Here is a 23509-nt window from a genome sequence, read left to right as displayed (position 1 = left end):
GATTAAAACCAGATTTCTTCTTCTGAGTAGAATTCTCCATCCATGAATGGATTTTCCTCTTGAATAATTTCATTGAGGATTTCATCGGGATTCTCTGACATACTGAGAATATCCTCTGCTGACCAATATTGACTTTCAATAAATAAATCAACTTCCTGATCCACCAATAAGTCAGTAGGTACGGAGTTATAATTAGAGTATTGCCAAACTCCTAAACCTAAGATCACAATGATAGATGCAGCCCATTTGATCCAAGGGTATTGCTCTTTCTTGGATATTTTACCCATGATCTCCTCCGGGAGTTCATCAAAATAACCTTCGGGTGCTTTAAGGTCTTTAATGTTTGGTAATTTTTTCATACTAAATGTTAGACTGAAAATCTATGTTAAGGTTTATTCTTCCAATAGACTATGTTCGATTTTTTTTACTGCGTGGTGAAAACTTGCCTTCAAAGCTCCAATGCTTGTGCCAGTAATTTCGGAGATTTGATCGTAAGTCAAGTCGTCTTGATTTTTTAACTGAAAAACAAGACGTTGTTTCTCAGGGAGCTCAAGCATAGCTTTTTGTAGCTTAACTTGAATTTGATCTCCGTCAAGTTGACCTGGCTGACTCAAGTAAGACTCAATTTTTTCTTGGTAGTCATCAATAGAGAAGAAATGTCTCTTTTTTTTCTTTTCAAGAAAGGTTAAGGTTTCGTTTGTTGCGATTCTATACAGCCAAGTAAACAAACTAGAATGCCCTTGGAATTTTTCAATGTGATGATAGGCTTTGATGAAGGTGTTTTGGGTAAGGTCATCCGCATCTTCATGGATTATAACCATCCTTCTGATGACATGATAAACTTTTTTTTGATAAGTGATGATCAGTTGCCGATAACCCATTTCTCGACTATTGGGATTTTGGATAAGGTGTAGAATTTCCTGATCTCTGGGGTTCATCATTGGAATTTAGACTAAAAAAGTTAGATGGGGTTTAGTTAAGATTCAAAAAAAGTTAAAAAAATAGCCTTTCCATTTAGAGAAAGGCTATTCCTGTATTTAAAGAGTTTTTTCGTTATCCATTTTATTAGATTTCTAATATGTAATCCAATATACCGGCATTTTTACCTTTTGGTCGGGTTACCAAAAGAGGAAGACTGTCATTATAGCGAATCAGTCTTTCCGCCATGCTCCCTATGAATAAGGCAGTAGCTGCAGTTCTTCCTTTTGCTCCGATAATAATCCCGTCTGCATTCACTTCCTTAGCTTTTGTAGCAATACTCATAACCGGGTCATCGTTTTCATCCTTGGAATAAACCGGAGAGATTTTTACTCCCTTAGTGTCTATTTTTCGAATGAATTTCTTGTAATTTATCTCTGCATGAACTTTCATGATCTCTGTAAATTCCTCGTAGCTTTTTCCGGTATAATGATAGCCCGATGGAACAGAAAAGACGTTTTGACAAACGATCTCAATCTTGTTTTTACCATATTTATCAGCAATCATAATTGCCTCTTCCAAAGCATCTTTAGAATATTCTGAGAAATCACTTGGTACCAATAATTTGGTCAGCTTTGGGGCAGATCCTTCCGGAACGATTAATAGAGAACAACTTGCTCTTCTCGCAAGTCGGAGGGAAGCAACGCCTGTTCCTGGAAGTTCTACTTTCCTTCCGATCAAAACCATATCAGCAGATTTTTCATCCGCTAGTTTCAGGATTTTCTTAGATAGTGAACCTTCTTTTACAACATAATTAAAGGAGATGCCTTTTGTGCTTTTGAAGTTTTCCTTGACAAGATTCTCCATAGCTTCCTTGCGCTCGTTGATCATATTTTCAACCAGGTTGGGAAACTCTTCAATTACTTCTTTTGGTACTGTTAGGTTCTTGATGACGTTAACAAAATATATTTTCTTGGTCTGATTGACGCTCGCAATAAATTCGGCGTATTGGACCAAGGTTTGATCTAATGGGCTTTGGTCTAAACAGACGATCAACTTTTTAATCAGGTACATAGCGTTCCAAGGAGGTTTGAGAATGCAAATTTAATTCTATTTAAAACAAATATTAATCGTTTGGGAAAATATTGTTTTGATAAATATTGATTTTTATATCTTTAGGAGTAAAGTCCCCAGAATTCAAAGGATTAGATCAATATGTTATCTACTGTAATTTTGGAAAAAATTCAGGTTTTTAAAATACCGCTCGTCAATAGTTGAGGGAATTAATTGAAATCTTTTTAACCTCCCCGCATATAAACCGTATATTTGTAGCGGTCCGGGTCGTCGACATGTTCAAACTTCACAATTAACAAAATCACCGAGTGAAGCCCTCTCCAAAAACAGGCCTCACCCTGAGTAATCAGGGCCTCGTCATTCAGTTGGCAGGATAACAGTGGAAGTTTGCGGTTTCAAGGCAGCTCAAATCTTGTCTACTTAGAGGTTTGCAACACTCTAGATCCGGACTTTTTTTATTTTTTAAATCGACTTAGAACCCACTTCCATTCCTCACGTCCTGCTCCCAGAACCTTAGAGAAAATTAAATAATTCAGAAAGATCCAGATTGAGGTAATTATAATATTAACCAATGGCCCTTGATCAAACTGAATAAGTTCTATGGGAGAATATGCCAATATTCCAACCGCAATAATCTTTAGCGTCTCCCATGAAAATGGGTCGAAACTTAGTTTCACTTTCAAAAACAGGTACTTCACAAAGTTAAATAGGAACATCACCAATACACTTGCAAAAGCAGCTCCTTCTATGCCATAAATAGGGATCAGCCAATAGTTCAATCCGATAATCAGCAGACTCATTACCACCGTAGAAAATAAGTTGAATCGGTAATATTTTGAAAAGACCAAGACTTCACTATTAATGGAGAACATCACGTCAAATAACTTCCCCAAACCAATAAGAAATACCACATATTTCCCTGCCTCATAAACCTCTCTTTTCGGGATGAAGAAATATAAATCATCAATATTGCCCCAAATCCCTATAAAGATTAAAAGACAGATATATAACTGTCTATTGGAGACTTGCTGATACAATTTATTGATCTCACTGAGGTTATCTTTAGCAAAATGATCAGCTACCACGGGCATTACCACTTGAGAAATGGCCCTTCTTGGCAACTCAATCACCAATGCCATACTAAATGCAATAGTGTAAATAGCGTTGGCTTCTAGGCTCACGAGTGAACTGACCATTATACTGTCTATTTTCATGATCAACGTAGAAGCTGCCGTGGCCAGAAATGTGATCAGGCTGAATTTTAGAAAGGAGCTTCGAAAACCCTTAGGGAAATTGCTCCATCTAAAATCAAACTTTAAAACTCCTAACCAAAATAGGTAGACGATCATCCCGAAGGTAGCGGCTCCATAAACCACTGCGAGACCGATCATCACGTAATCAAAATCAATCCATTTTAAAAAATAACTCCCCACCAAGATCCCAGTCAATAATCTTAGAAATACTTCTCTAATGAAAGTAGGGACAGCAACTTTTAAATAGGACCTCGAATAGGCATCCAGAATACTGCTCAGCAAGGCAAAAAGTGTAATCAATAATACGATTTGAAGGAAATCGATTACCTCAGGAGAATGAACGGCAAACAAATTGATTACCTGAGATTTGAGTGAGATAAAAAGGATACTCACGATGGCAAATCCACCCATTGCCAATAGAATGCTGAAACTTAAAAAAGCCGATTGATTGGTTTGAAGTTTGGGGAAATAGCGAGTAATGCCATGTCCTAAACCTAATTGGGCAAAAGGGACGAACAATAGCCCTAAATCTTGAATGGTACGGAATGTTCCTAGCTGTGAAGCTTCGAGAGCGTAAGGAAATAACCAAAGGACATTGAAGTATCCAATAACTACTCCTAAATAGGAAAAGAGTGCTGTTTGAAGACTCTGGCTGGCAATTTTACCCATGAACTTAAAAGTATTAAAAAATAGTAATACTAGGGCTATTGGCCGGTTGGTTTAGTTTTTGGCACACTTGTCACATCCAGGCTGTTTTTTGGATTTACCCAAAAATTTCCAACCTAAAAAGCCTAATGCTGCTAAAACCAATACGCCTACTAGAATTTCCTGTACCATAAGATTAGGATAATATTTGATAGGTAATCCAGGCTGCGAAATACGCCAAGAAGGTCATATATACCGTTTGAATGAGTGGCCATTTCCAACCTTTAGTTTCTCTATACACCACCGCAACAGTACTCATACACTGCATGGCAAATACATAAAAGACCATGAGTGAGAAAGAGGTAGCTAAATTGAAAACCTTTTCTCCAGTATTAGGGTTCACCTGCTGATCAAGTTTTTGCCTGATTGTAAGTTCATCTTCAGAGCCGATACTATAAATTGTCGCGATAGTGGAAACAAAAACTTCTCTTGCTGCAAAGGAGGTAATTAATGCGATGCCTATTTTCCAGTCATAACCAAGAGGCTTGATCACTGGCTCAATTCCTCTTCCCATGATACCAATAAAAGAATTCTCTAGTAGGAGAGAGGCAGTTTCAGATTCAATTTCTGCATGCTGTTCTTCTGGAGCTTGGGCTATTCTTTCTTCCCCATTCTGACGGATTTCGTCCATTCTGGAAGGAGGACCATAAGAGGCCAATACCCATAAAACCACTGAGATTGCCAAAATGATTTTCCCAGCTTCCACCACGAAAGTTCTTGACTTGTAATACATGGTTAGGATTACATCTTTCCATCTGGGTGTTCTATAAGTAGGAAGTTCCACCATTAAGAAGCTTTTCTCCTCAGATTTTAAGATGAATTTTAAAAGAATCGAAGTAATTAATACTCCAATTATTCCTAATAAATAAAGTCCTAAAAGAGTAAGGGCTTGCAGATTTACAAAACCGTAACTTTTATCAGGTACTGTCAGGCCAATAAGAATGACATAGACAGGGAGTCTTGCTGAGCAACTCATCAGTGGAGTTACCAGAATGGTTATGATCTTTTCTTTCCAATTACCAATGTTTCTTGCTGCCATCACTCCGGGTATCGCGCATGCAACACCTGATACCAAGGGGACAATGCTTTTGCCATGCAGTCCAAATGGGCGCATCCAACGGTCCATTAAGAATACGACTCGCGACATATAACCAGTATCTTCAAGAATAGCCAGGAAGCCAAAGAGCAAAGCAATTTGGGGGATAAATATGACAACCCCTCCAATACCGGGAACAATACCCTCTGAAATTAAACTGGTCAAAGGCCCTGGGGGTAAGGTGGAATTAACCCATGAACTGATTTCCGCGAATAAGCCATCGATTAAATCCATTGGGACAGAAGCCCAAGTGAAGATGGTTTGAAAAATTAATAGTAAGATTCCGATGAAAACTGCATAACCCCAAAATGGATGTAGGAAAGCCTTATCCCAAACAGTTGTTTTCTTAGGGGCCTTAGGTTCTTTTTTTACTACACATGTTTCAATCAAAGAAGTGATCTTACGATACCGTTGGCTGGTTTCTTCCAGCTGAGCACTTTCTAAGTCAAAGTTTTCGGAGGTTATGAGACTCTGTATCCATAATCTATCCTCAGGGTCAATAGATCTATCTTTCGGACCAAAACGAAGCATCTGGTAAGCCCGATAGTCATTTCTCAACTCAAATTTTTCCCGGATAGGCTTCAATAATGCCTGAGGAATAATTTCAGAAATGTTTAAATAGGAAGATTCGATACTGAAATTTTTGTCATGGATCAATGTTTTGATTTGATCCAAGCCTTTGATGCCTCTAGCGTCCGTACTTAAAATAGGTACACCAAGGGATTTGTAAATTTCATAGTTCCTGATCTCAAGGTTGTTTTTAGAAGCCAGGTCTGCCATGTTTAAAACAATGGCAAGCTGGATACCTAAGTCTATTAGTTGGGTCGCTAAAAATAATCCTCTTGAAAGCTGACAAGAATCTATGACCATCAATACATAGTCAGGTCTTTTCTCCTTGTCAATGTGATTTAAAACTCGGTGAGCAATGATCTCATCCTCAGAATTTGGATAAAGACTATAAGTTCCTGGAAGATCGACTATCTCATAAGTCGAACCTTCAAAATTCATCCAGCCAATTTTTTTATCCACCGTCACCCCAGGATAGTTCCCGATTTTTTGGTTCAAGCCAGTTAATTGGTTGAAAATCGTTGATTTTCCAACATTGGGGTTACCGATGATGGCTATTTTTGGAGTTCGAGTCGAAGATCGAATGGTGGATTCAGACATGAAATTTAAAGCAATTGAACCTCAATCAAGGCCGCTTCAGATTTTCTGAGCGCAAGTAAGGTTTCGTCTAAAAGGAAAGCCATTGGCCCACCCATTGGGGCCGCATGATTTAACGTGATGGTCTTACCAGGTAGAAACCCAAGTTCCATCAAGTTAATTTTAAGTGGCGAAGCTACAATCTCCGTAATTATGGCAGATTTTGTAGCAGTCATTGTATCAGCAGTAATTTGCATAGGTTTATTGAGTGATAACCCGATGACGCAAAAATAGAACTATTTGGAATGAATCTAAAGAAAAATAAATAAGATTTTTGTCAGTTTTTTCAAACGGTAAAATCACATAATGCTCAATACAATATTATTGGCAGTTATTTCTTTATTGTTTTCAAAAATAAAGTGAAGGCTAAAAGTGATAAGTGTCTCCTTTTCAGGGTTTTTAGTGAATGAAAGCCTGAACTTTTCATAATTGTAAAGTTCCACGGGTTCAGCAAAAAAATCCTCTATTGATTTTGGTTCGGAAATGTAATCGGAGTCGATTTCAAAAAATGAATTTAATAAATCTCCGACTTTTAAAGTAGTTCCATCCCCTAAGACAAGCTCTGAAGTGTTGTAAATTTCAAGTGTAATAAGCTTTTCTTGAGACTTGGGAGGAATGGGAGAGCATGCGTAGGCAACCCCAGGGATACCTGTCATTATTTTTGAATTACTCTCGTAAGAAATAAATTCATATTCATCAATCCCAAATTCTTTATAGACCTGATCGTAGGGTTGAAAACTTAGTGGGTCTAGTTCGTTTCCATTAGCATCGACGGTTCTTGTTTCAAAGGATAGAATATTAAAATCCTTTGTTTCTGGGCTGGGTCCACAACCACAACTATCATTACATAAAACGTCACATGATATTGGCAGAATGGCAAATGCCATAAAAAGCACCGTAATCGACACTAATTTCTTATCCCTTTCCCTCATTACTTAGAAACTATTTCTATAAAAATAGAATTTTTGAATCGAAAGTAAATGATTAGAACACTAAGGTTTGAAATGATATATCAAAAGGAAGCTTTGATCGAAAAACTAAAATTTCTTCCTGGTCCGGCCATTCCAGAGCTATAGGGTCTATATCTTTTGTCCCCTATATTTTCTATTCCGAGCATTAAATCCAAGAATCCAGTCAACTGATAAGTGCTATGCAAATTTATAGTCATCCAAGAAGGGGAGTATGGGTTTCCATTTTCATCTTTTGCATACAGATGGGGTTTCCCTTTTTCATCTACAGGCATGTCCTCAAAGGATATCTCTCCACTATAATTACTACTTAGCTCCACTTTCAATCTTTTGGTTGAATAGGTTATTCTTGTTAAGCCAAATAGGGGAGCAGCGTGTCGTGTAGGGCTAGTAGTTTCATCTTCAAGTTCCTCTTCACCTTTTTGCCAGTTTAATTTGGAGTAAAGAAGCCAGTTTTTGGATGGAGACCATTCCAGACCAGCCTGTAAACCATAAACTCTTGCAGAGGCAGCATTTTGAATGGCTAGGACTTTACTTGGAACTCCTTCATAAATAATCGTATCCTGGCCTCCTAACTCGAAAGGCCTCCTAACCATGGCTCTGTCCAAAAAGGTATAATAAACAGAAGCATCAACCTTCAGGAAATTTCCCCAATGCTTATTTAAGTTTACTTCTGCGTTGTAAACGTATTCAGGCTTTAAATCCGGGTTGGGCACGATTACAGCACCAGGTTCTGAATCAAAGAATTTTCCCAAATCATCCACATTAGGCGCTCTAAATCCAGTAGAGACTTGAGGAGATATGGTAAAACTTGAGCTTGGATTATAAACTAATCCCGCTGATCCAGTCAAAGCCCCGTTATTATTGGTTGTTTCTTGGTAAGGTAGAGGGAAGAATTCTTCATTTGAGCTGAAGTCCGCAGAAAGCAGAACTTGGTTAAATCGAAGACCTCCCTGAAATTTCAGTTGATCGGAAATATGTGCATGATAAGTACTGTAGATTGCTAGCGAGGTCCAGTCAGATTTAGGGTATCTAGCTGAGGCAGGAAGTTCCTCATTGTTCTGAATGTTTTGTTCGGTTCCTGAGGAGTTGACACTATTGTAAACTATTTCGGCACCATAACTCAAGAAGTTTTCTTTGAATAAGGTTTTGACCCAATCTGCATTGATTGAAAGTGCATTTACCTTTTCCACTCGATCAGTCAAAGTTGGATTATTAAACCTTCGGTTAATTCTGCTTTCTTCAAAATGCTGTTGAGCCAATTTGATGCTCATTTGATCATAAAGCTTTCCACGACCTAATTGGCTTACAGAAAGTTGATTCATAAGCCAAACCTGCGGGCCGTATTTCCATTCAGCATATTTTGGTTTTTCATATGAACCTTCGATTAATCGGTCATACCTTGGGATATCTGATGATTTTGAGTAGTGAAAAGCATAATCCCATGTTGTCCTATTGGAGGGTTTATACCGAACTTTTTGCATTAAGTTCAGTTGGGAATACCCACTTTGTTTTTGAACATCTGGATTCGGGTTGAGTATGGACTGATCTCCATCTTTTGAAGGAATAACATACCATGGCCTCAGATAATCTTCGGGACCTTTATTCCCCATTTCTAAATCACCATAATCGAAATGGGAGGCACTGGATAAGAAAGCCCATTTTTTGGTAGCAAATGAAATATCTCCATGAAAAGTCTTTTCTTTGTTAGCTGTGGCAAATCTGCTGAAAAATGTTCCTTTCACTTCTATTCCAGAATCTGAGAAATTGGGCTTCAATGTTTCGAAAGCCATCACTCCACCTAAGGCATCACTACCATACATGACCGAACCAGGTCCAAAAAGAACTTCAGTATTTTGAAGTGCTAAAGGATCTAATGAGATAACATTTTGAAGATTTCCTCCTCTGAATATTGCTGTATTCACTCTTACTCCATCTACTGAATAGAGTAGCCTGTTAGCAGAAAATCCTCGAATCATTGGGCTTCCTCCACCTTGTTGGCTTTTCTGTATGAAAACATCCCCATTGCTGCCTAACCAATCCGCAGTATTTGAAGGTGAGCGTAGCTGTAAGGCTTCTTGGTTAAAAACACTGATTTTGTTGGGAGTTTCCTGATCACTTTGTCTCCACCTACTTGCTGTAATCACAGCCTGTTCCATTTGAATCAAACCAGGAACTAAAAATACGATGGAAGAACTGTCGCTGATCGTTTCTAAATCTGTGCTCTTTGATTCGTATCCAAGCAGCTGAAAATGTATTTTGGAGGCATTGGAAAAGCCTGACAAATCAACACGACCATATTTATCTGTGATTTTGCTTAAATGAGGTTCCTCTCCAAAAACCAAAACTCCAGGTAAAGGCACTTCTGTGTCCTTTTCCTGCACAGTAATTACCTGGGCATTTAAAGAAAACAAGATTAATGAAAATAGCGCTGTAGTAAGGAGGTAATATTTGGTCATATAATCAGATTAGATTTCACATCTAATTCTGAAAATTAATCGATTAGAATGACATATTAGGGAGTCATTAGATAAAGCTGCTATTTGTTTATTTAGAAGGACTAAAAATTAAAAAACCGGTCAAAAATGACCGGTCTCGCGCTAAGCTTTCCCTTTTAACATTAAATTCCAATACATAAATGGGAGACCATACTTTTTGAGTAGCCACATTGAATATTGTTCTTTTGTGGTGTCTACAAATTTTGAGATCAGAGGGTCGGAATCTCTGACGTTATCATATTTAAATTCTGCCAAGACCATTTTTGAATAACCTGTTACCAATGGGCAGGAAGAGTATCCATTATAGGAAGCAGATCCAACGTGATTGCTATGAATAATTTTCAAAAGATTTTCTACCAAAACAGGTGCTTGTTTCCTAATAGCTGCTCCTGTTTTGGCTGTAGGTAATGCCGCGACATCCCCGAGGGAAAAGATATTTGGAAATCTTTTATGCTGAAGGGTGTGGATGTCTACATCAATCCAACCTTTATTTGGGCCGTCCTGCATAGAGACAATGGAGTCTCTAATAAATTTTGGGGCTGCCTGCGGTGGAGCCAAATGGAGAAAATCAAAGGAGATTTTGATTTCTGATTCCCCAATTATTTCTTCACCTATTTTGTTTCCTTCTGTGATTACACAACCATTTTCACCCGGTTTTGAGTATTTAAAGAAAACTTCCTTTTTGTCTGGATCAATTCTTACTGGGGCATAAAAGGGTTTGAAGATAATATCCCTATCTAAAATAATTTTGTTGAGAGTTCTCGCGAAATCCGGAACACCAAAAATCACAGTTCCTGGAGTTGCAAAGATGACATTGGTGTCATTTCTGACTCCAGATTTTCTAAAATATTCCTCTGCCAGGTACATGATTTTCTGGGGGGCTCCACCACATTTGATAGGGGTGGTGGGTTGGGTGAAGACTGCATTTCCTCCTTTAAATTTTTGAAGCATTTCCCAGGTATATTCCGGATCGGTATAATTACTACAAACTATTCCCTTTTCCATTGCCTCTGGCAAACCCGGTAACAACTCAGGAACCATTACTAAACCTGGAGCTACTACTAAGTAATCGTATGTTATTTTTCCTGAATCTTTTGTTTCAACAGAATTGGTTTTTGGATCTATACCTTTTGCATAATCCTGAATCCAATCAACTCCTTTTGGAATGTAATCGGCTTCATCTCTCTCTGTATCTTTAAAATTATATGTTCCAGCACCTACCAAAGTCCAAGCAGGTTGATAGTAATGTTTTTTGGAAGGCTCGATAATAGCCATTGAAAGTGATTTATCTTTTCTTTTAAGTTGGGCGGCAACTGTGATTCCAGCTGTTCCTCCTCCGATGATTAAAATCTGATAGTGGTTCATGGCTTACGTTATTTTGTATTCTAAAATTAAGTAAGACAAGGGGAGAAAAAGGTGACTTTTATCACCTAACGAAAATAATTTTAGGTGTCCTGAAAATTGGGAAACGTTCTTTTCATAATAGGTGAATTTTTATGCTTTCTGATTATAAATGTTTACCTTATAAGCCTATCTGATAAGTGGTTATAGTTTTCATATGATTTTTTTGAATTCTGATTTTTGCCGCTTAGAATATTACATGAAGTCTTACTTTTAATCCTTTTTATCATGGAAAAAGACCATTTGCAATCACTTTTGTCTAATGTCTTTGGTCATCTGAAAGCAGAGAATGCAACAGAAGAAAAAAAATGGGAGGAAGCCATCCCCCAACTTGCTCGCTCACTTTTGATTCAGGATAGTTCTGAAATTCAGGCAGAACCATTTAGTTTTGAAAGTTCTGAGCTTTTTTTTGAGGAACGGATTCCCAAGAAAAAAATAGAGAAAATCAAAAAAGTTGCGGATAAAGCTCCAGTCATCAAAAAGGAAACCGCAGTAAAAGATGGAGTAAGATTAAAAGCATTTGTTAGAGATGTTCCCATTAGGACTACTCAGATTAAAACGAGTGTACCTAAATGGGCTGCTGGCGCAAAAGTTGAAAAATCGATTGGTCCTTTGACCAAAGTAGATGGTCGCATGGTGATGATAGATTTTTTCAGAGTTACCAAGCTTATCGGGATCTACCAGCAAAACAGCAATCTTCCAGTGATTTTGTTTAAAGCTTCCTTTAGACAATCAAAAACAACCAAGGTTAGCAGAGTAAAAGCACAACCCATCCATGTTGCAAAGTCTTACGATGTGGCGCAGGGTAGTTTTTATATCAGAGCAGACATGCTTGCTAGCAATGCTCCAAAGACCAGATATGTAGGTTTACTGGTGAAAGATGGGAAAATAGATCTTACTGCCGACCCAGTACTTCAAGGAGAAAAATTAATTTTGGCCGCTACTACGAAAGTGGAGGTGAGTTTAAATTTAGATCAAACTCCTGCTGCCCCAAACGCTAAAAAGAAGCATGGAAAAGATGCTTTTGAGGCAAAGGTTCAAACCCCAAAAGCTTTAAATTTCCATTTTACTGGAGCATCCAAGATTCAGCTAAAAGAAGTGGCACCAGCCCAATGGTCCGTTTATGGGGAAAAAGCTTCCTTCTCACGTTCTAAAAAAGTACCCAAATATAATTCACAGCTTTCTAGGCTTCTGATACCTTTTGAATGTTCGAAACAGCAGTTTTCTACTGAAAAGCAGAAGAGCCCTATGGTGTCGATGAAAGGGACTGCGGAAATTGAAAATTCATGGTGGGCAATTCCCGCTGCTGAACTGGATATTTCCGAACCTTTAGAAGTAGCAGGTTCAGGAGGTTTTCTTCAACAACTAAAAGAGGGGTTGAAGTTTAGTTGGAAAGAGCTTAGTGGAAAGAATGTCAAGTTAGAAAATCCATTTTTGTTAGTGGATAGTGGAAGAATTGGAATAACTGATTTACTTTCCAATGGAGAAGGGGCATTTCAGGAAATAGGCCACTGGAAAGATGAATTGAATGAGCATGGAACCTCCGTTTCCCTAGCCTTTAGGAAAGGCTCTCTGTTTTTATACAATTCCTTGGCTGAAGGAACAGAGATGATTGCTGTTACTGCAAATAGTACGGTCAATGTAGATAGACCGGTACAAGTCAACGGCTTACCTGTTTCAATAAAAACGAAAAATTCAGCATTGATTTTGGCTGGTTCAGACGCCAAGAATTTAATTTATCTTTTTGATGATAATATATTATGGGACAACAAGTTACCATTTGATAAAGTACCGGATTTTAAGAGCATAGCAATTGCTTTAGAAAACGCATTGTTCACGATCTCTCCTGCAAATGGTGCTCTTGTATTTGGAGAATGCTCATCTGATTGGAAGAAAATCGTGAAGAGCCAGACCTTCTTAGTATTTGGTATGCTAAGTTACATGCCAACATTGCCGGATCCTTATGTAGCGAACCTGGGGATTTTTGCAAGGCAATTTGGTAATGCTAAAAAAGGATTTCAAGGAATCAGAAGTTGGTTGGTTTGCCAAATCAGTCAGGAACCCATCGATGAGGAATTGGATAAAGTTGAGGTCAAGTTTTATTTTGGACCTAACACAAACAATAATACTTCTGTAACAAATGCAGAGGTAACAGGTGTGGCTGCCAGTAGTGGTGCAATTAGCCAACTAGCTTCTCAGCCTGTGATGGAAACGCTCAAATCTACTGCGGCGGCTTCTGATAATGGATTGCCTCCTTATGAAGATCAGCTTGTGCCTTTTAATAGGACTTATGAACAAGAGTTCTTCGCCTTATTAGATGTGAGTTCTAATGCCAATCAACTAGGAGTTAGCATTGGAATGCCATTAAGGGAAAGAGTAACCACCGGTGTGGCACATTCTTTATCTGAACATGAAGCTGTCGTCACTCAGACTAATGGGCAGCTTATTTCCGTGGAAGGAATGGAGGTTATTGCCCCAGGAGCTATGACGAGGCTTTTCATGATGCCTCAAGTCGCTTGGGAGCCGGTGTTGAATATGACTCCTCCCGGAACAGGAAAGCCAGGAGACCCACCGATTTTGTACAACTATTATCCAAATGATGGAGGACCTACGAGGTTTGTCAATAGTCATCAGGAAAGGATTGCTCTTTCTCCAAAACCTTTGGTTTCATTCATTCTAGATAAATACCAGAAAAAGGAAACACCAGTTAATGCCCAATTCACATTGCCTTTTGGGCTTAAAGCATTGGCAGAACTTTCTCATACTAATTCTAGGGAAACTATTAAGCCTACGCTTGAAAATATAAGACCAAATTTCCCTAATGATTTACAAGGAGGTATTCAGATTCGTGCGACGGCAGGTGATTATGGTAAGAAATTTAATTCAGAGCCCAAGAAAAATGATTCTCCAATGTTTGCCGGATTCACAGTCCAGCTTGCGAATGTACTTGGAGCAAATGGTGCTGCGACTGGAGCCAGTACTTTAGGTCAAAGTGTCACAGAAATATTTAATGGAGAATTTTTTGTCAACCAAGGAAATCCTTCCCAGTTAACAGAGAGGGGAGTACCTGTTAGTAAAATTGATTTTACTGGGTATGGAACAAGTACTTTTAGTAAATGGCTGAGTCCTTCTGCAGCAATAGCCCAAACCAGTCAATCAAGGTTTGATGTGATGTTAGGTAGAACAGGGCATGAAGTTATTCAAGTAAAAAGCATTGTCTACCCTTGGGGAATCCGAGTGGTAAGAACAATTACTCTTTTTAGAACCAGCTCGGGATTTGTTTTTAGAACGGATAGCGGCTGGCAACCAGAGTCAGATGGTCAATTTGATTTTAGGTACAAATACATTGATAAAACGGTGGCAGGAGATCCTGAAAAAGAAGAGACTCCTTATGAGCTTCATCCGGGTACATTGAGAGGTTTATATAATATATCCAACATCAAAGAAGATGGAACTGTAGCTGATTTTGTTGCTAAAAACAACATAGGTACGAATCAGGATTATATCAATGTATTTGGTGAGAAGGTAACGAATTTGGGATCCCCGTTTGATCAGGAAGTAAAATGCGTGGCTGTTTATTTTGATGCGGATGTTTCCATTGAAAATCTGGTTCAAGGTCATAAAGAAGGGAAAACCCCTGCTAAAAAGATTCTGGGATATGTGCAGCTATCTCCTCCTGGCGTGCCTTTGACTCCAGTTCAATTAAGACAGCTCTTAGCTTTGCAAGGCGGTTTAATTGGAGGCGATGTGGATTGTGTAATGGATGTGGGGGGTACGGGGCAAATGATGCAAATCAATCGCTTTGATATTTCTCCTTCTGAAAAACCAGGAAACTCTTCTACTGATCCAATTTTTGTTGCCTCTACTCGCGGTTCGGTGGTTTTACCAAAAGATGGAAGTTGGAGTATGGTTCAGCATGAAACGGGCAGTGGTGAAGTGACGCCTTTACCTCCTCATATACCAATTCCTTTAATTAGAATGGGGAAATGGGTAAAAGAATCCGTGGTCAGCCAAACTGATGTCAATAATAACTTATTGCGATTGGCACACCCTCTTGAAATTTTGAGGGACCCAGTAGCTGAAACCATCAATTATGGATACCTCCAAAGTACATCCACTCAGAAAGCCCTGTTCTTAACTCCTAGTTATAGAAAAGGTATTTCTAAGTTGATGAGTAAGACTCCACCGATTTTTTCTGATGCCTATAAGCTGATGAATGGAAGTAGTATTTTCCCTAACGTCGGAGATGCCTATTCTAACTATGGAAAAGCAATGGCTTTGCTTGATGGGGTAGATGAACAAGGGAATAAAGTCAAAGCCTTTATAGAAAACGCAGCTGTTGATGGAGGTAGGAAAGTACTCGAATTAATGGAGATCACAGCCAAAGAAGAGGCTGGTCAAGTCGTAGAGAAAGGATTTAAACTATTGTCCGGTGAAGCTAATTCTGCATTGAATAAAGCTTTGGCCTTTGATGTTCCGAATTTTGATCCACTCTATTTGGTGGATATGGATTCATTGAAAATCTATATAGAATACAAGGCTACTCAAGGTCAACCGGGTAATAAGCAATATGTCGATTCCAAGTTGAACTTTGATGTGGATTCCTTTGCCAATGATTTGGCTGATACTTGGAAAAGTAAAGTCAATAATGTTGGGATGGTAGTTGACTTAGGTTCATTTGAAAGACTAGTCACCATCAAAGGGAATTTTGATGCAGGAAAAGGTAAAGAAACGGGCTATGCAGGAGATAAAGATAATCCTGGACCACTGGATGGTATACCATTACCGGAAGTAGAGTTTAGCCCAGCCTTAGAACCTGTAATAGAGTTGTTGCAGATGTTAGCAGCGTTGAGCACAGGCGATTATGGAGCTGTAATGAGGAAAGGGCTTCAGATTGCTATGAGTAATGCTGGAGAAATCTGGGAATATAAGTTTGAAGCCAAGAAAGAGATTCCTCTCATTCGCTTCCCACCCGAAGATTCGGTTTATAACTCTCCTCAATGTCCTCTAAGACTTGAGGCAGGACTTGCTTTAGGAGTTTACTTCAATGCAGCATTGAAAGTGACTAATGATCCTAAACAACTTCTTCCTACGGCAGGAGGTTTTGTCCAGTTTAATGGTGGGCTAGAAGTAATGTGTGTTACCATCGGAGCTGCGACAATTTATGCTGTCGGTTCGGTGGAAGTTAAAATCGCATGTGATACCAAGATTGGGCCTAGCTTAATGATGAAGTTCGGTTTTGGTGCCAATATTTCCGTTGGGCTACCGGTTGTTGGTAATGTGAGTGTGACTTACATGGTAGGCTGTGAAATGTATGCAGATGCCAATGTTATTGAAGTTACAGCATTTATGCTTTTCAAAGGACACGCAAATCTCCTTGGTGGTATCGTCAGTGTGACTATTTACATTGAGGCAAGTGGTAGTGTGAAGAGGATATCGAGTCCTGAGAGAACTGAATGTACTGCATCAGTGACTTTCGGTTTGGATATCAGTATTTGCTTTATCATCAATATCAGTTTTGAGGAGACTTGGCAAGAAAGCCGCCAGATAGCCTAATTTTTTATAAAAAATCAGATCATGGAACCAAAAAGATTAATTTCATTAATGACTTTTCCTCAGCGTTTTGATGGCAACACGCTGACTGTTCATATCGTGGTTGTACCACGAAACACAAACCCTTTTTCTAATTGGGCCACAGGTTTAGCAAATCCCGCAAATGTGCCTGGATTCGCTAATTTTCAACCTGAGTTTAATTTGGGGATTGTAAGGGGAACTGATGATTTCCCTTTAAGTAATGCGACCTCGCCAAGTAGAGTGCCGATTATTGAGTCTGTGGAGGTGATTCCCGCAGCTAATAAGGCTAATATGATCAAAAAAGTGGCCGAGGCAATGCCTTTGCCTATTACCGATAATTCAGATAAACTTCCCCCTCCAGTTCCAGTGGAGAGTAGTATTAAAAAATACCTTCCGCTTTCCTATCGGGAGAGGTTTAATTTTACCCAACCAAGACACCCCAATGCAATTACAGATGATGGTTATCATTGCGCTGTTCGGGATAAAATTCCAACAGTCAATTATAAGCCTAGGGAAAAACTAAGTTGGGGAAAAGTATTTGCTAATATCTTGAGGCAGCCTCTCTTGGCAAAAGCCTGCGGAATGATTTACGAGGTAAGTATCAAGGTAAAAGAAGAATGGTTTGAAGATGGAGGATACCTATATGCAGACATTACTAATGATCCGTATTCAAGTGCCCAATTGGGTTTATTGGATGAAGCAGATGGACCTTTGATAAAAAGGTATGCCGCAAAAATACCTGCTTTAACAATAGGAGAGAAGCGACCTGTTTTTGCGCCTGTTTTGTTTCCTGTCTTGTATAAAAAGTCTTTAGATCCTGCTGAGCCGGTTCCATTGGGACCCTGGGATGAATTATTTATGGAAGCTCAAACCTACAGTGATGGCTTTGCAAAAATAGTACATGCCAATCAGCCGGTTAGTGGAAATCTGTTAGAGGAGACGCAAGATGAGTTGCCACCACAGTCCGATGCAGGAATAAGACTGGGCTGGGATGATGAACAGTTGCTTGTGTGGTATTTAAGACAAATGATAGAAAATCCCTCTGCCCAAGGTTCTGGAGAAAGAATCGATGCTCCCTTGGGAGTGATGGGCTATCATATAGATGTTAGAAAAGCAGAGGAAGGAACTTCCTGGGAAAGTTTGAACCAAGTTGAGATTGAAGAGTCTCAAAATATGTTTTCAGGTCAATTTGACTCAAGTTCAACCGAGCTTCCCTATCAAGTGTATCCCAATAAAATTAGTGGGCCAAATAGTGATCATTATTGGTTGCCCATGTATTATGCTCATTGGATTGGTAAAAATATAGTGACTGAGGATCAGGATGCGATAGAAATCTATAGAAACCATGAGGATAACGGGAGTATGCTGGGAGAAGCTCAGCAAAAGAAAGTAGCGCAGAATAAGGCGCTTAAGCCAGGACCACTTGAGACTCAATTGAGATACGGAAACACCTATGAATTTAGAATCCGGATGACGGATATTTCAGGAGGTGGTCCAAGTCTGACAGATGATCCTATAAATGCTGCCCCAAGTCCAGAAACCAGTGTTTCTTTCAAAAGGTACATCAATCCTTCCATGCTTAGAATTGACAAACCATTTGAGATAAGAAATAATCAAAGGACCTATTTCAATGCGCAAGATGATGATGAAACACAGTTTGACGCAAACCCAAATTTTGTAATCAAGCGACCCTTATTAGAATATCCAGCAGTTGTATTTACAGATAAATATCAAGGGATAGGAGAAGATCCCGTGGCTTTATTAAAAGCTGTTCCTATTGAAGCTGATGGTTTGAAACCGGCTTTATCTGATCCAGACGTTACAAAAGTCAAGGTGAGAGTAGAAGTCAGGACTTTAAAGATGGATACTCAGTTAAGTCAGAAAGGAGATGAGAATTATATTACACTCTACGAAACCACTAGAGATTTTCCTGAGAAATTTGATGAAACCCTAACCATTCCTATGGAATTCATCGATGTTCCTGTTTTGAATTTAGGAGAGCCTGCCAATCCTTTTTTACGGGATGATTTATTGCTTGATGATATTCATGACTTGGAGGGTTTAGTATTACCCACTGGTAGACATATTCGAATTTCTCTAAGAGCTGTGGCTGAAACGGAAAGTTCTCCGGAAAGCTATTTTGGGTTTATAGATGAAGATGAAGATAAGGATAGTAGATATGGTAAAAATCAGCAGTTTATGCTGTATAAAGAACCCTCTGAAGAACTGGATTTATTGCAGCCTTTCGAGGCAATTGCTCCCGTTCAAGCCTTATTTTTAAAACCAGATTCTGTACCTACAATCAAGGGGGATGTATTTAAATCCTTATTAATAAGGGAATCTGAGGATGAGCAGTCGGGTGTTGTAGAAAGGTTGGCAAATGCCTTGGGGGTAGAGGCTAAAGGATTGACTTTAGTGGCTCCTAAAGGAGAAAGGATCGTATTTGGATGTAACTCTCGAATTAGGCATACACTAGCTCCAGATGGCAGTTCTATAACCTTTGCAACCAAATCTGACCTATATAATCATTGGGTAGCCACTTTAAGCTACAAACTCAATAGAGATTGGGCTTGGGATAGTTTGAAGGATGTAGGGTTTGTCATTGAAAGAGAATTTAAATTCAGAAAAGATAAAATCTCTGAGAAAAGAAAAAACTCATATTTAGGAGACCTGGAGTTCAAGCATACGGTTTCATTTGAGGCATTACAGTCGGATTCATTTGACCGTGTGAATAGAAATTATACCCGGATTGTTTACATAGATGCCCTAGACCCAAAAAATGAATTAAAGCAAAACAATGGAGAATTAAGGTTTCCTGATGAATTATGGGCTTCTTATAAAATCAAACCAATGATGAAGGATGGACATCCTGCAGCAGAAGAAGTGGAGACAGATCAACTTTCTTTGCCTACGGTGCTTCCTCCAGCTCAAGTTCCAAAAATGGTCAGTGTGGGTATCGCTTTTTCTCCTTATGAAAGAGCAGAAGATTATAGTGCCTCGGAAGCAAGAAAAAGGTATCTGTGGATTGAGTTTGATAAGCCAGTAGAAAATCCAGATGACACCTATTTCTGTAGGATGCTAGCGAATGCACCTGATCAATTACTGGCCAGTAATGAAGGGGATCAATTGGTCCCACCAGAGGAATCACCTCTAAGTTTAGATCCTGAGTTGACAAGGACTATAATCCCAGGACAGAGCGACGATAAAGCGGGGATAGGGGCCATGCAACCCATGATCAAAGCTAATGATAGTGAAACGCACTATATGTTGCCGATACCTGCAGGAATGCATGCAGAAAGCCCTGAGATGTTCGGCTTTTTCACATATGAGTTCCGAGTTGGCCATGGTCATTGGGCAGATCGTGAAGACAATCTTTGGTCTACAGCCCAAGGGAGGTATGGGCGTCCATTACGTGTCACGGGAATTCAACATCCAGTCCCCACGCTATTATGTTCATTAAATAGAAATGAAAATCATTTGTACGTGAGTGCGCCTTTTGCAAAAGCTGTATTTAATGGTAAAAATGTAACCTCTAAGCCTCCAAGAACGAGTTTATGGACATTGGTCTATGCTCAAGTTTATCAGGCAGATGGTAGAGATTTCAGGAATATTTTATTAGGCGAAATTGAAATGAAAATAGGGGTAAGGATCAATACGGATCCGAAAGTCCTAAAAGCCAAGAATGACTTAACACAGCAGGTGTATTTTCAACCTACTAATGGAAAATATACCAAAGGCAGCGTGACTTTAAACCCAAATCTAATCAGAAAGGGGAATTTAATAGCGAATATCAAAGATGAGCAGCCGGTAGGAACAGCTGTCGTAACATCAGAAGATATTGCAGAAAAATTGAGGTCATTCGGACTTCCTGAAGATAGTCCTTTAAGTGTATTAGTTGTGGAGGTGTTTGGGAACATTACCAATATCCATGATCATTTGACGCATTTGAGACCCTCCTCAAGAACTTCTACCATGTCTGACCGGATTTCAAAAGACTTAAAAGCTAAGAAGGCAGAGACTAACCTTGTAAGTGACATTCGTCCCTTAAGCCGTGGTTTGGGGCATTTCAGAATACTAAGGACTTCTCCCTTGACAAAAGTACCGTTTGTGTGTTGTCCCACTTGTTAAAGTGGTTTACTTTGAACTTCCATCCGAAAGGGTGGGAGTTTTTTTTTATCATTTGGTAAGTAAATTCATTATTCATGTTTATTGGTGATTAAAATCACTTAATTTATTAGCACCCAACAGTAATTTTGATTTTATGAGCTTAGAAGAATTAAAGAATTACCTACCAGGTTTTACGGACCTCAATTTATTAAATGCAATATTGGAACAAGGTCAGGTATTAAACCTCGAACCAGGAAAGGTGTTAATGGAGCCCGGGAAGTTTGTGAAAATGGTGCCGATCGTTTTAGAAGGATCTATTAAGATATTGAGAGTCGATGAAGATGGTAAGGAACTTTTCTTGTATTACCTAGATGCAGGTGAGACCTGCGCTCTTTCACTGACTTGTTGCTCAGCCTCCAAACCTAGTGAGATTAAAGCGATAGTTGAAGAAAAAACAATACTCATCGGGATACCTATTGGAAGCCATGAAAAATGGATGGATGAATTTAGGCAATGGAAAGAGTTTGTGGCCAATACATATCAAAGCCGTTTTCAGGAAATGTTGGTAGCCCTGGATGCCGTAGCTTTTAAGAAGATGGATGAGCGACTGATGCGCTATATCATCACAAAAATGAAGCAGTATAAATCTAATGAGATGCACACAACTCATCAGGAGATAGCAAACGAATTAGGAACATCCAGAGAAGTAGTATCTCGGTTATTGAAACAACTTGAGAAAAAGAAGTGGATTGAGTTGGGCCGAAATGTGATTTATATTAGAGATGATTTTGAGGAGCTTATCAGTAAGTAGTTAAATCATTACTAGTAAGGGTACACTGGGATGATATGCTATTTCAATTGACTTACTTTTACTCATGATTTGTTCCCAAAAAGAATGATGCCTGTGACACATTACTAAAATGGTATTTGGGTTTTCTTTCAAAAAGCTTCCTATCCCTTCTTCGACCTTTTCCGCCTTGATTGTATTTACTTTTGGCTCTAGCTCTGGGTGATTTATTTCTAAAAACCTTTCTAAACCTAGAAGAGCCAATTCCTCCGTGAAACTTCTGTTTTGTTGAACATGGATTAGGTCGAGTTTAAGATTCCAGGTTTTACTTAGTTGGATAATATTATTAATAAAAGGTTCCTCATGATCGTTAAGCTCAATTGCCAAAGACATTTTTTGAATCCCACTTATTTGGGCTTTTTCAGGAAATAATAAAACTGGGACTTCAGAAGATTTAATGACTTCGACAGCATTAGTACCCATCATGGACCTTTCCACTCCCGAAGCACCGTGTGTTCCCATAATGATAAGGTCCACGCTTAATTCCTCTGCTATTTTTGCAGTCATTATTGAAACTGTTCCTTCTTTAAGAATGTATTCCAGTTTAATTCCCGGTTCCTTAAAAGTAGAAATGAATTTTTGAAAGTATTGATCCGCATCTCGGTGCATCCCTTCAATTGCGATTGCAGATTGTGCTGCAAAATCATAAATCACTTCAATGACATGGATTAGGGTAATTGTGGTTGCTTTTGTGCGAGATAAAGAAATAGCAAACTCAAGCGTTTTTCTTGAGTTCTCCGAAAAATCCATGGGGATCAATATTTTCATGCCTTTTATTATTTAAATTAAATTACAAAAAAATGTTGAGCTTGAATTTAGAAAATTGATTGTTTCTCAAGTACTTAAAAAATGTTTGTGGAGTGTTACTAAAAATTATTTTTTTATAAAAGATGAAGTGTAACAATTGTCACTACTTCTATAAACCCATTGCCGTAGTTTTGTAGTATCAAATCTTGAAAAATAATAGCATGGATTTAGTAAATATATTTGGGTTTATTTCAGCAATAATAATAGGGATTTCCTTAGGACTTATCGGTGGCGGGGGATCTATTCTGACGGTGCCAGTCTTGGTTTATATTTTAAGTGTAGAGCCTGTATTGGCTACTGCATACTCGCTTTTTGTAGTTGGGAGCACTTCCTTATTGGGCTCTTTTACTTATATGAAAAAGCAACTGGTTGATTACAAAACAGCGCTAGTTTTTGCAATTCCCTCCTTTATAGCGGTCTTTTTGACTAGAAAGTTTTTAGTGCCAGCATTGCCGGATCCATTATTTTCATTGGCTGGCTTTGAGGTGGCTAAAAATGTTGGAATCATGGTGTTTTTTGCGTTGATCATGCTTGCGGCTTCTTATTCTATGATCAAGGGTAGAAAAAATGATTTGGATGAAGAGAATTCTCAAGTAGTTTTCAATTACCCAATGATAGCTTTGGAAGGTTCGGTTGTCGGTTTGGTTACAGGTATAGTTGGTGCTGGGGGAGGATTTTTAATCATTCCAGCCTTGGTTTTATTAGCCAAACTTCCAATGAAAAAAGCAGTCGGAACTTCGCTTTTGATTATTGCTGCCAAGTCATTGATCGGGTTTTTAGGAGATGTCTCGAATCAAACCATCGATTGGAAGATGTTATTGATATTTACCGGGCTTTCTATTGTAGGAATTTTTATCGGAAGCGCGTTATCAAAAAAAATAAATGAAAATGCATTGAAAAAGGGCTTTGGATGGTTTGTACTTGCTATGGGGGTTTATATAATTTCCAAAGAATTGATTTTCAGGTAATTTCAAGTCAAACGAATTGGTAGTTAAATCAAAAAAAAAGGTCATGAATGTGACCTTTTTTTTGTTTGGCTCAATCCAAATAGGGTATGG

General features: G+C 38.7%; 15 protein-coding genes. 4 read left to right on the top strand and 11 right to left on the bottom strand.

Annotated features, from left to right (window positions below):
- Positions 1 to 2 precede the first annotated feature (2 nt).
- The 10 genes from ALPR1_RS13540 to ALPR1_RS13500 form a co-directional block, all read right to left on the bottom strand.
- Positions 3 to 359 carry a hypothetical protein gene (locus ALPR1_RS13540; RefSeq protein ID WP_008201484.1) on the bottom strand — a complete coding sequence of 119 codons (357 nt, stop codon included), beginning with the start codon at positions 357 to 359 and terminating at the stop codon, positions 3 to 5.
- A 33-nt stretch (positions 360 to 392) separates the two neighbouring features.
- On the bottom strand, positions 393 to 941 hold the full coding sequence (locus ALPR1_RS13535) for an RNA polymerase sigma factor (RefSeq protein ID WP_008201482.1): 549 nt from the start codon (positions 939 to 941) through the stop codon (positions 393 to 395).
- Between the two features lie 124 nt (positions 942 to 1065).
- Positions 1066 to 1992 carry a universal stress protein gene (locus tag ALPR1_RS13530; protein ID WP_008201481.1) on the bottom strand — a complete coding sequence of 309 codons (927 nt, stop codon included), beginning with the start codon at positions 1990 to 1992 and terminating at the stop codon, positions 1066 to 1068.
- A gap of 455 nt (positions 1993 to 2447) precedes the next feature.
- On the bottom strand, positions 2448 to 3914 hold the full coding sequence (locus ALPR1_RS13525; RefSeq protein ID WP_008201479.1) for an MATE family efflux transporter: 1467 nt from the start codon (positions 3912 to 3914) through the stop codon (positions 2448 to 2450).
- Positions 3915 to 3965: 51 nt separating this feature from the next.
- Positions 3966 to 4082, bottom strand: coding sequence for a FeoB-associated Cys-rich membrane protein (locus ALPR1_RS20835; RefSeq protein WP_153231815.1), 117 nt, complete (start codon positions 4080 to 4082; stop codon positions 3966 to 3968).
- A gap of 4 nt (positions 4083 to 4086) precedes the next feature.
- Positions 4087 to 6213, bottom strand: coding sequence for a ferrous iron transport protein B (gene feoB / locus ALPR1_RS13520; RefSeq protein WP_008201478.1), 2127 nt, complete (start codon positions 6211 to 6213; stop codon positions 4087 to 4089).
- A 5-nt stretch (positions 6214 to 6218) separates the two neighbouring features.
- On the bottom strand, positions 6219 to 6446 hold the full coding sequence (locus ALPR1_RS13515) for a FeoA family protein (RefSeq protein ID WP_008201477.1): 228 nt from the start codon (positions 6444 to 6446) through the stop codon (positions 6219 to 6221).
- Positions 6447 to 6548: 102 nt separating this feature from the next.
- Positions 6549 to 7181, bottom strand: a complete 633-nt coding sequence (locus tag ALPR1_RS13510; RefSeq protein ID WP_008201476.1) for a hypothetical protein — start codon at positions 7179 to 7181, stop codon at positions 6549 to 6551.
- A gap of 80 nt (positions 7182 to 7261) precedes the next feature.
- Positions 7262 to 9676: a TonB-dependent receptor plug domain-containing protein gene (locus ALPR1_RS13505; protein WP_008201475.1), complete on the bottom strand. Its 2415-nt coding sequence runs from the start codon at positions 9674 to 9676 to the stop codon at positions 7262 to 7264.
- A gap of 141 nt (positions 9677 to 9817) precedes the next feature.
- Entirely contained in the window at positions 9818 to 11080 is a 1263-nt protein-coding gene (locus ALPR1_RS13500; RefSeq protein ID WP_008201474.1) for an NAD(P)/FAD-dependent oxidoreductase, read from the bottom strand.
- A 264-nt stretch (positions 11081 to 11344) separates the two neighbouring features.
- Here ALPR1_RS13500 and ALPR1_RS13495 point away from each other — a divergent pair, with 264 nt between their 5' ends.
- The 3 genes from ALPR1_RS13495 (at position 11345) to ALPR1_RS13485 (ending at position 21608) form a co-directional block, all read left to right on the top strand.
- Positions 11345 to 16672 carry a hypothetical protein gene (locus ALPR1_RS13495; RefSeq protein WP_008201473.1) on the top strand — a complete coding sequence of 1776 codons (5328 nt, stop codon included), beginning with the start codon at positions 11345 to 11347 and terminating at the stop codon, positions 16670 to 16672.
- Positions 16673 to 16693: 21 nt separating this feature from the next.
- Positions 16694 to 20818 carry a hypothetical protein gene (locus tag ALPR1_RS13490; protein WP_008201471.1) on the top strand — a complete coding sequence of 1375 codons (4125 nt, stop codon included), beginning with the start codon at positions 16694 to 16696 and terminating at the stop codon, positions 20816 to 20818.
- A 133-nt stretch (positions 20819 to 20951) separates the two neighbouring features.
- Complete coding sequence (locus ALPR1_RS13485; protein ID WP_008201470.1) at positions 20952 to 21608, top strand: Crp/Fnr family transcriptional regulator; 657 nt, start codon at positions 20952 to 20954, stop codon at positions 21606 to 21608.
- On the opposite strand, the gene ALPR1_RS13480 is transcribed toward ALPR1_RS13485, so the two are convergent.
- Entirely contained in the window at positions 21609 to 22412 is an 804-nt protein-coding gene (locus tag ALPR1_RS13480) for a universal stress protein (protein ID WP_008201468.1), read from the bottom strand. It lies immediately after the preceding gene.
- A 200-nt stretch (positions 22413 to 22612) separates the two neighbouring features.
- On the opposite strand from ALPR1_RS13480, the gene ALPR1_RS13475 reads away from it, so the two are divergent.
- Positions 22613 to 23419, top strand: coding sequence for a sulfite exporter TauE/SafE family protein (locus ALPR1_RS13475; protein ID WP_008201467.1), 807 nt, complete (start codon positions 22613 to 22615; stop codon positions 23417 to 23419).
- The last annotated feature ends 90 nt before the right edge of the window (positions 23420 to 23509 follow it).

The organism is Algoriphagus machipongonensis, assembly GCF_000166275.1.
Taxonomy (GTDB): domain Bacteria; phylum Bacteroidota; class Bacteroidia; order Cytophagales; family Cyclobacteriaceae; genus Algoriphagus; species Algoriphagus machipongonensis.
This window is presented reverse-complemented; position numbering and strand designations above follow the sequence as displayed.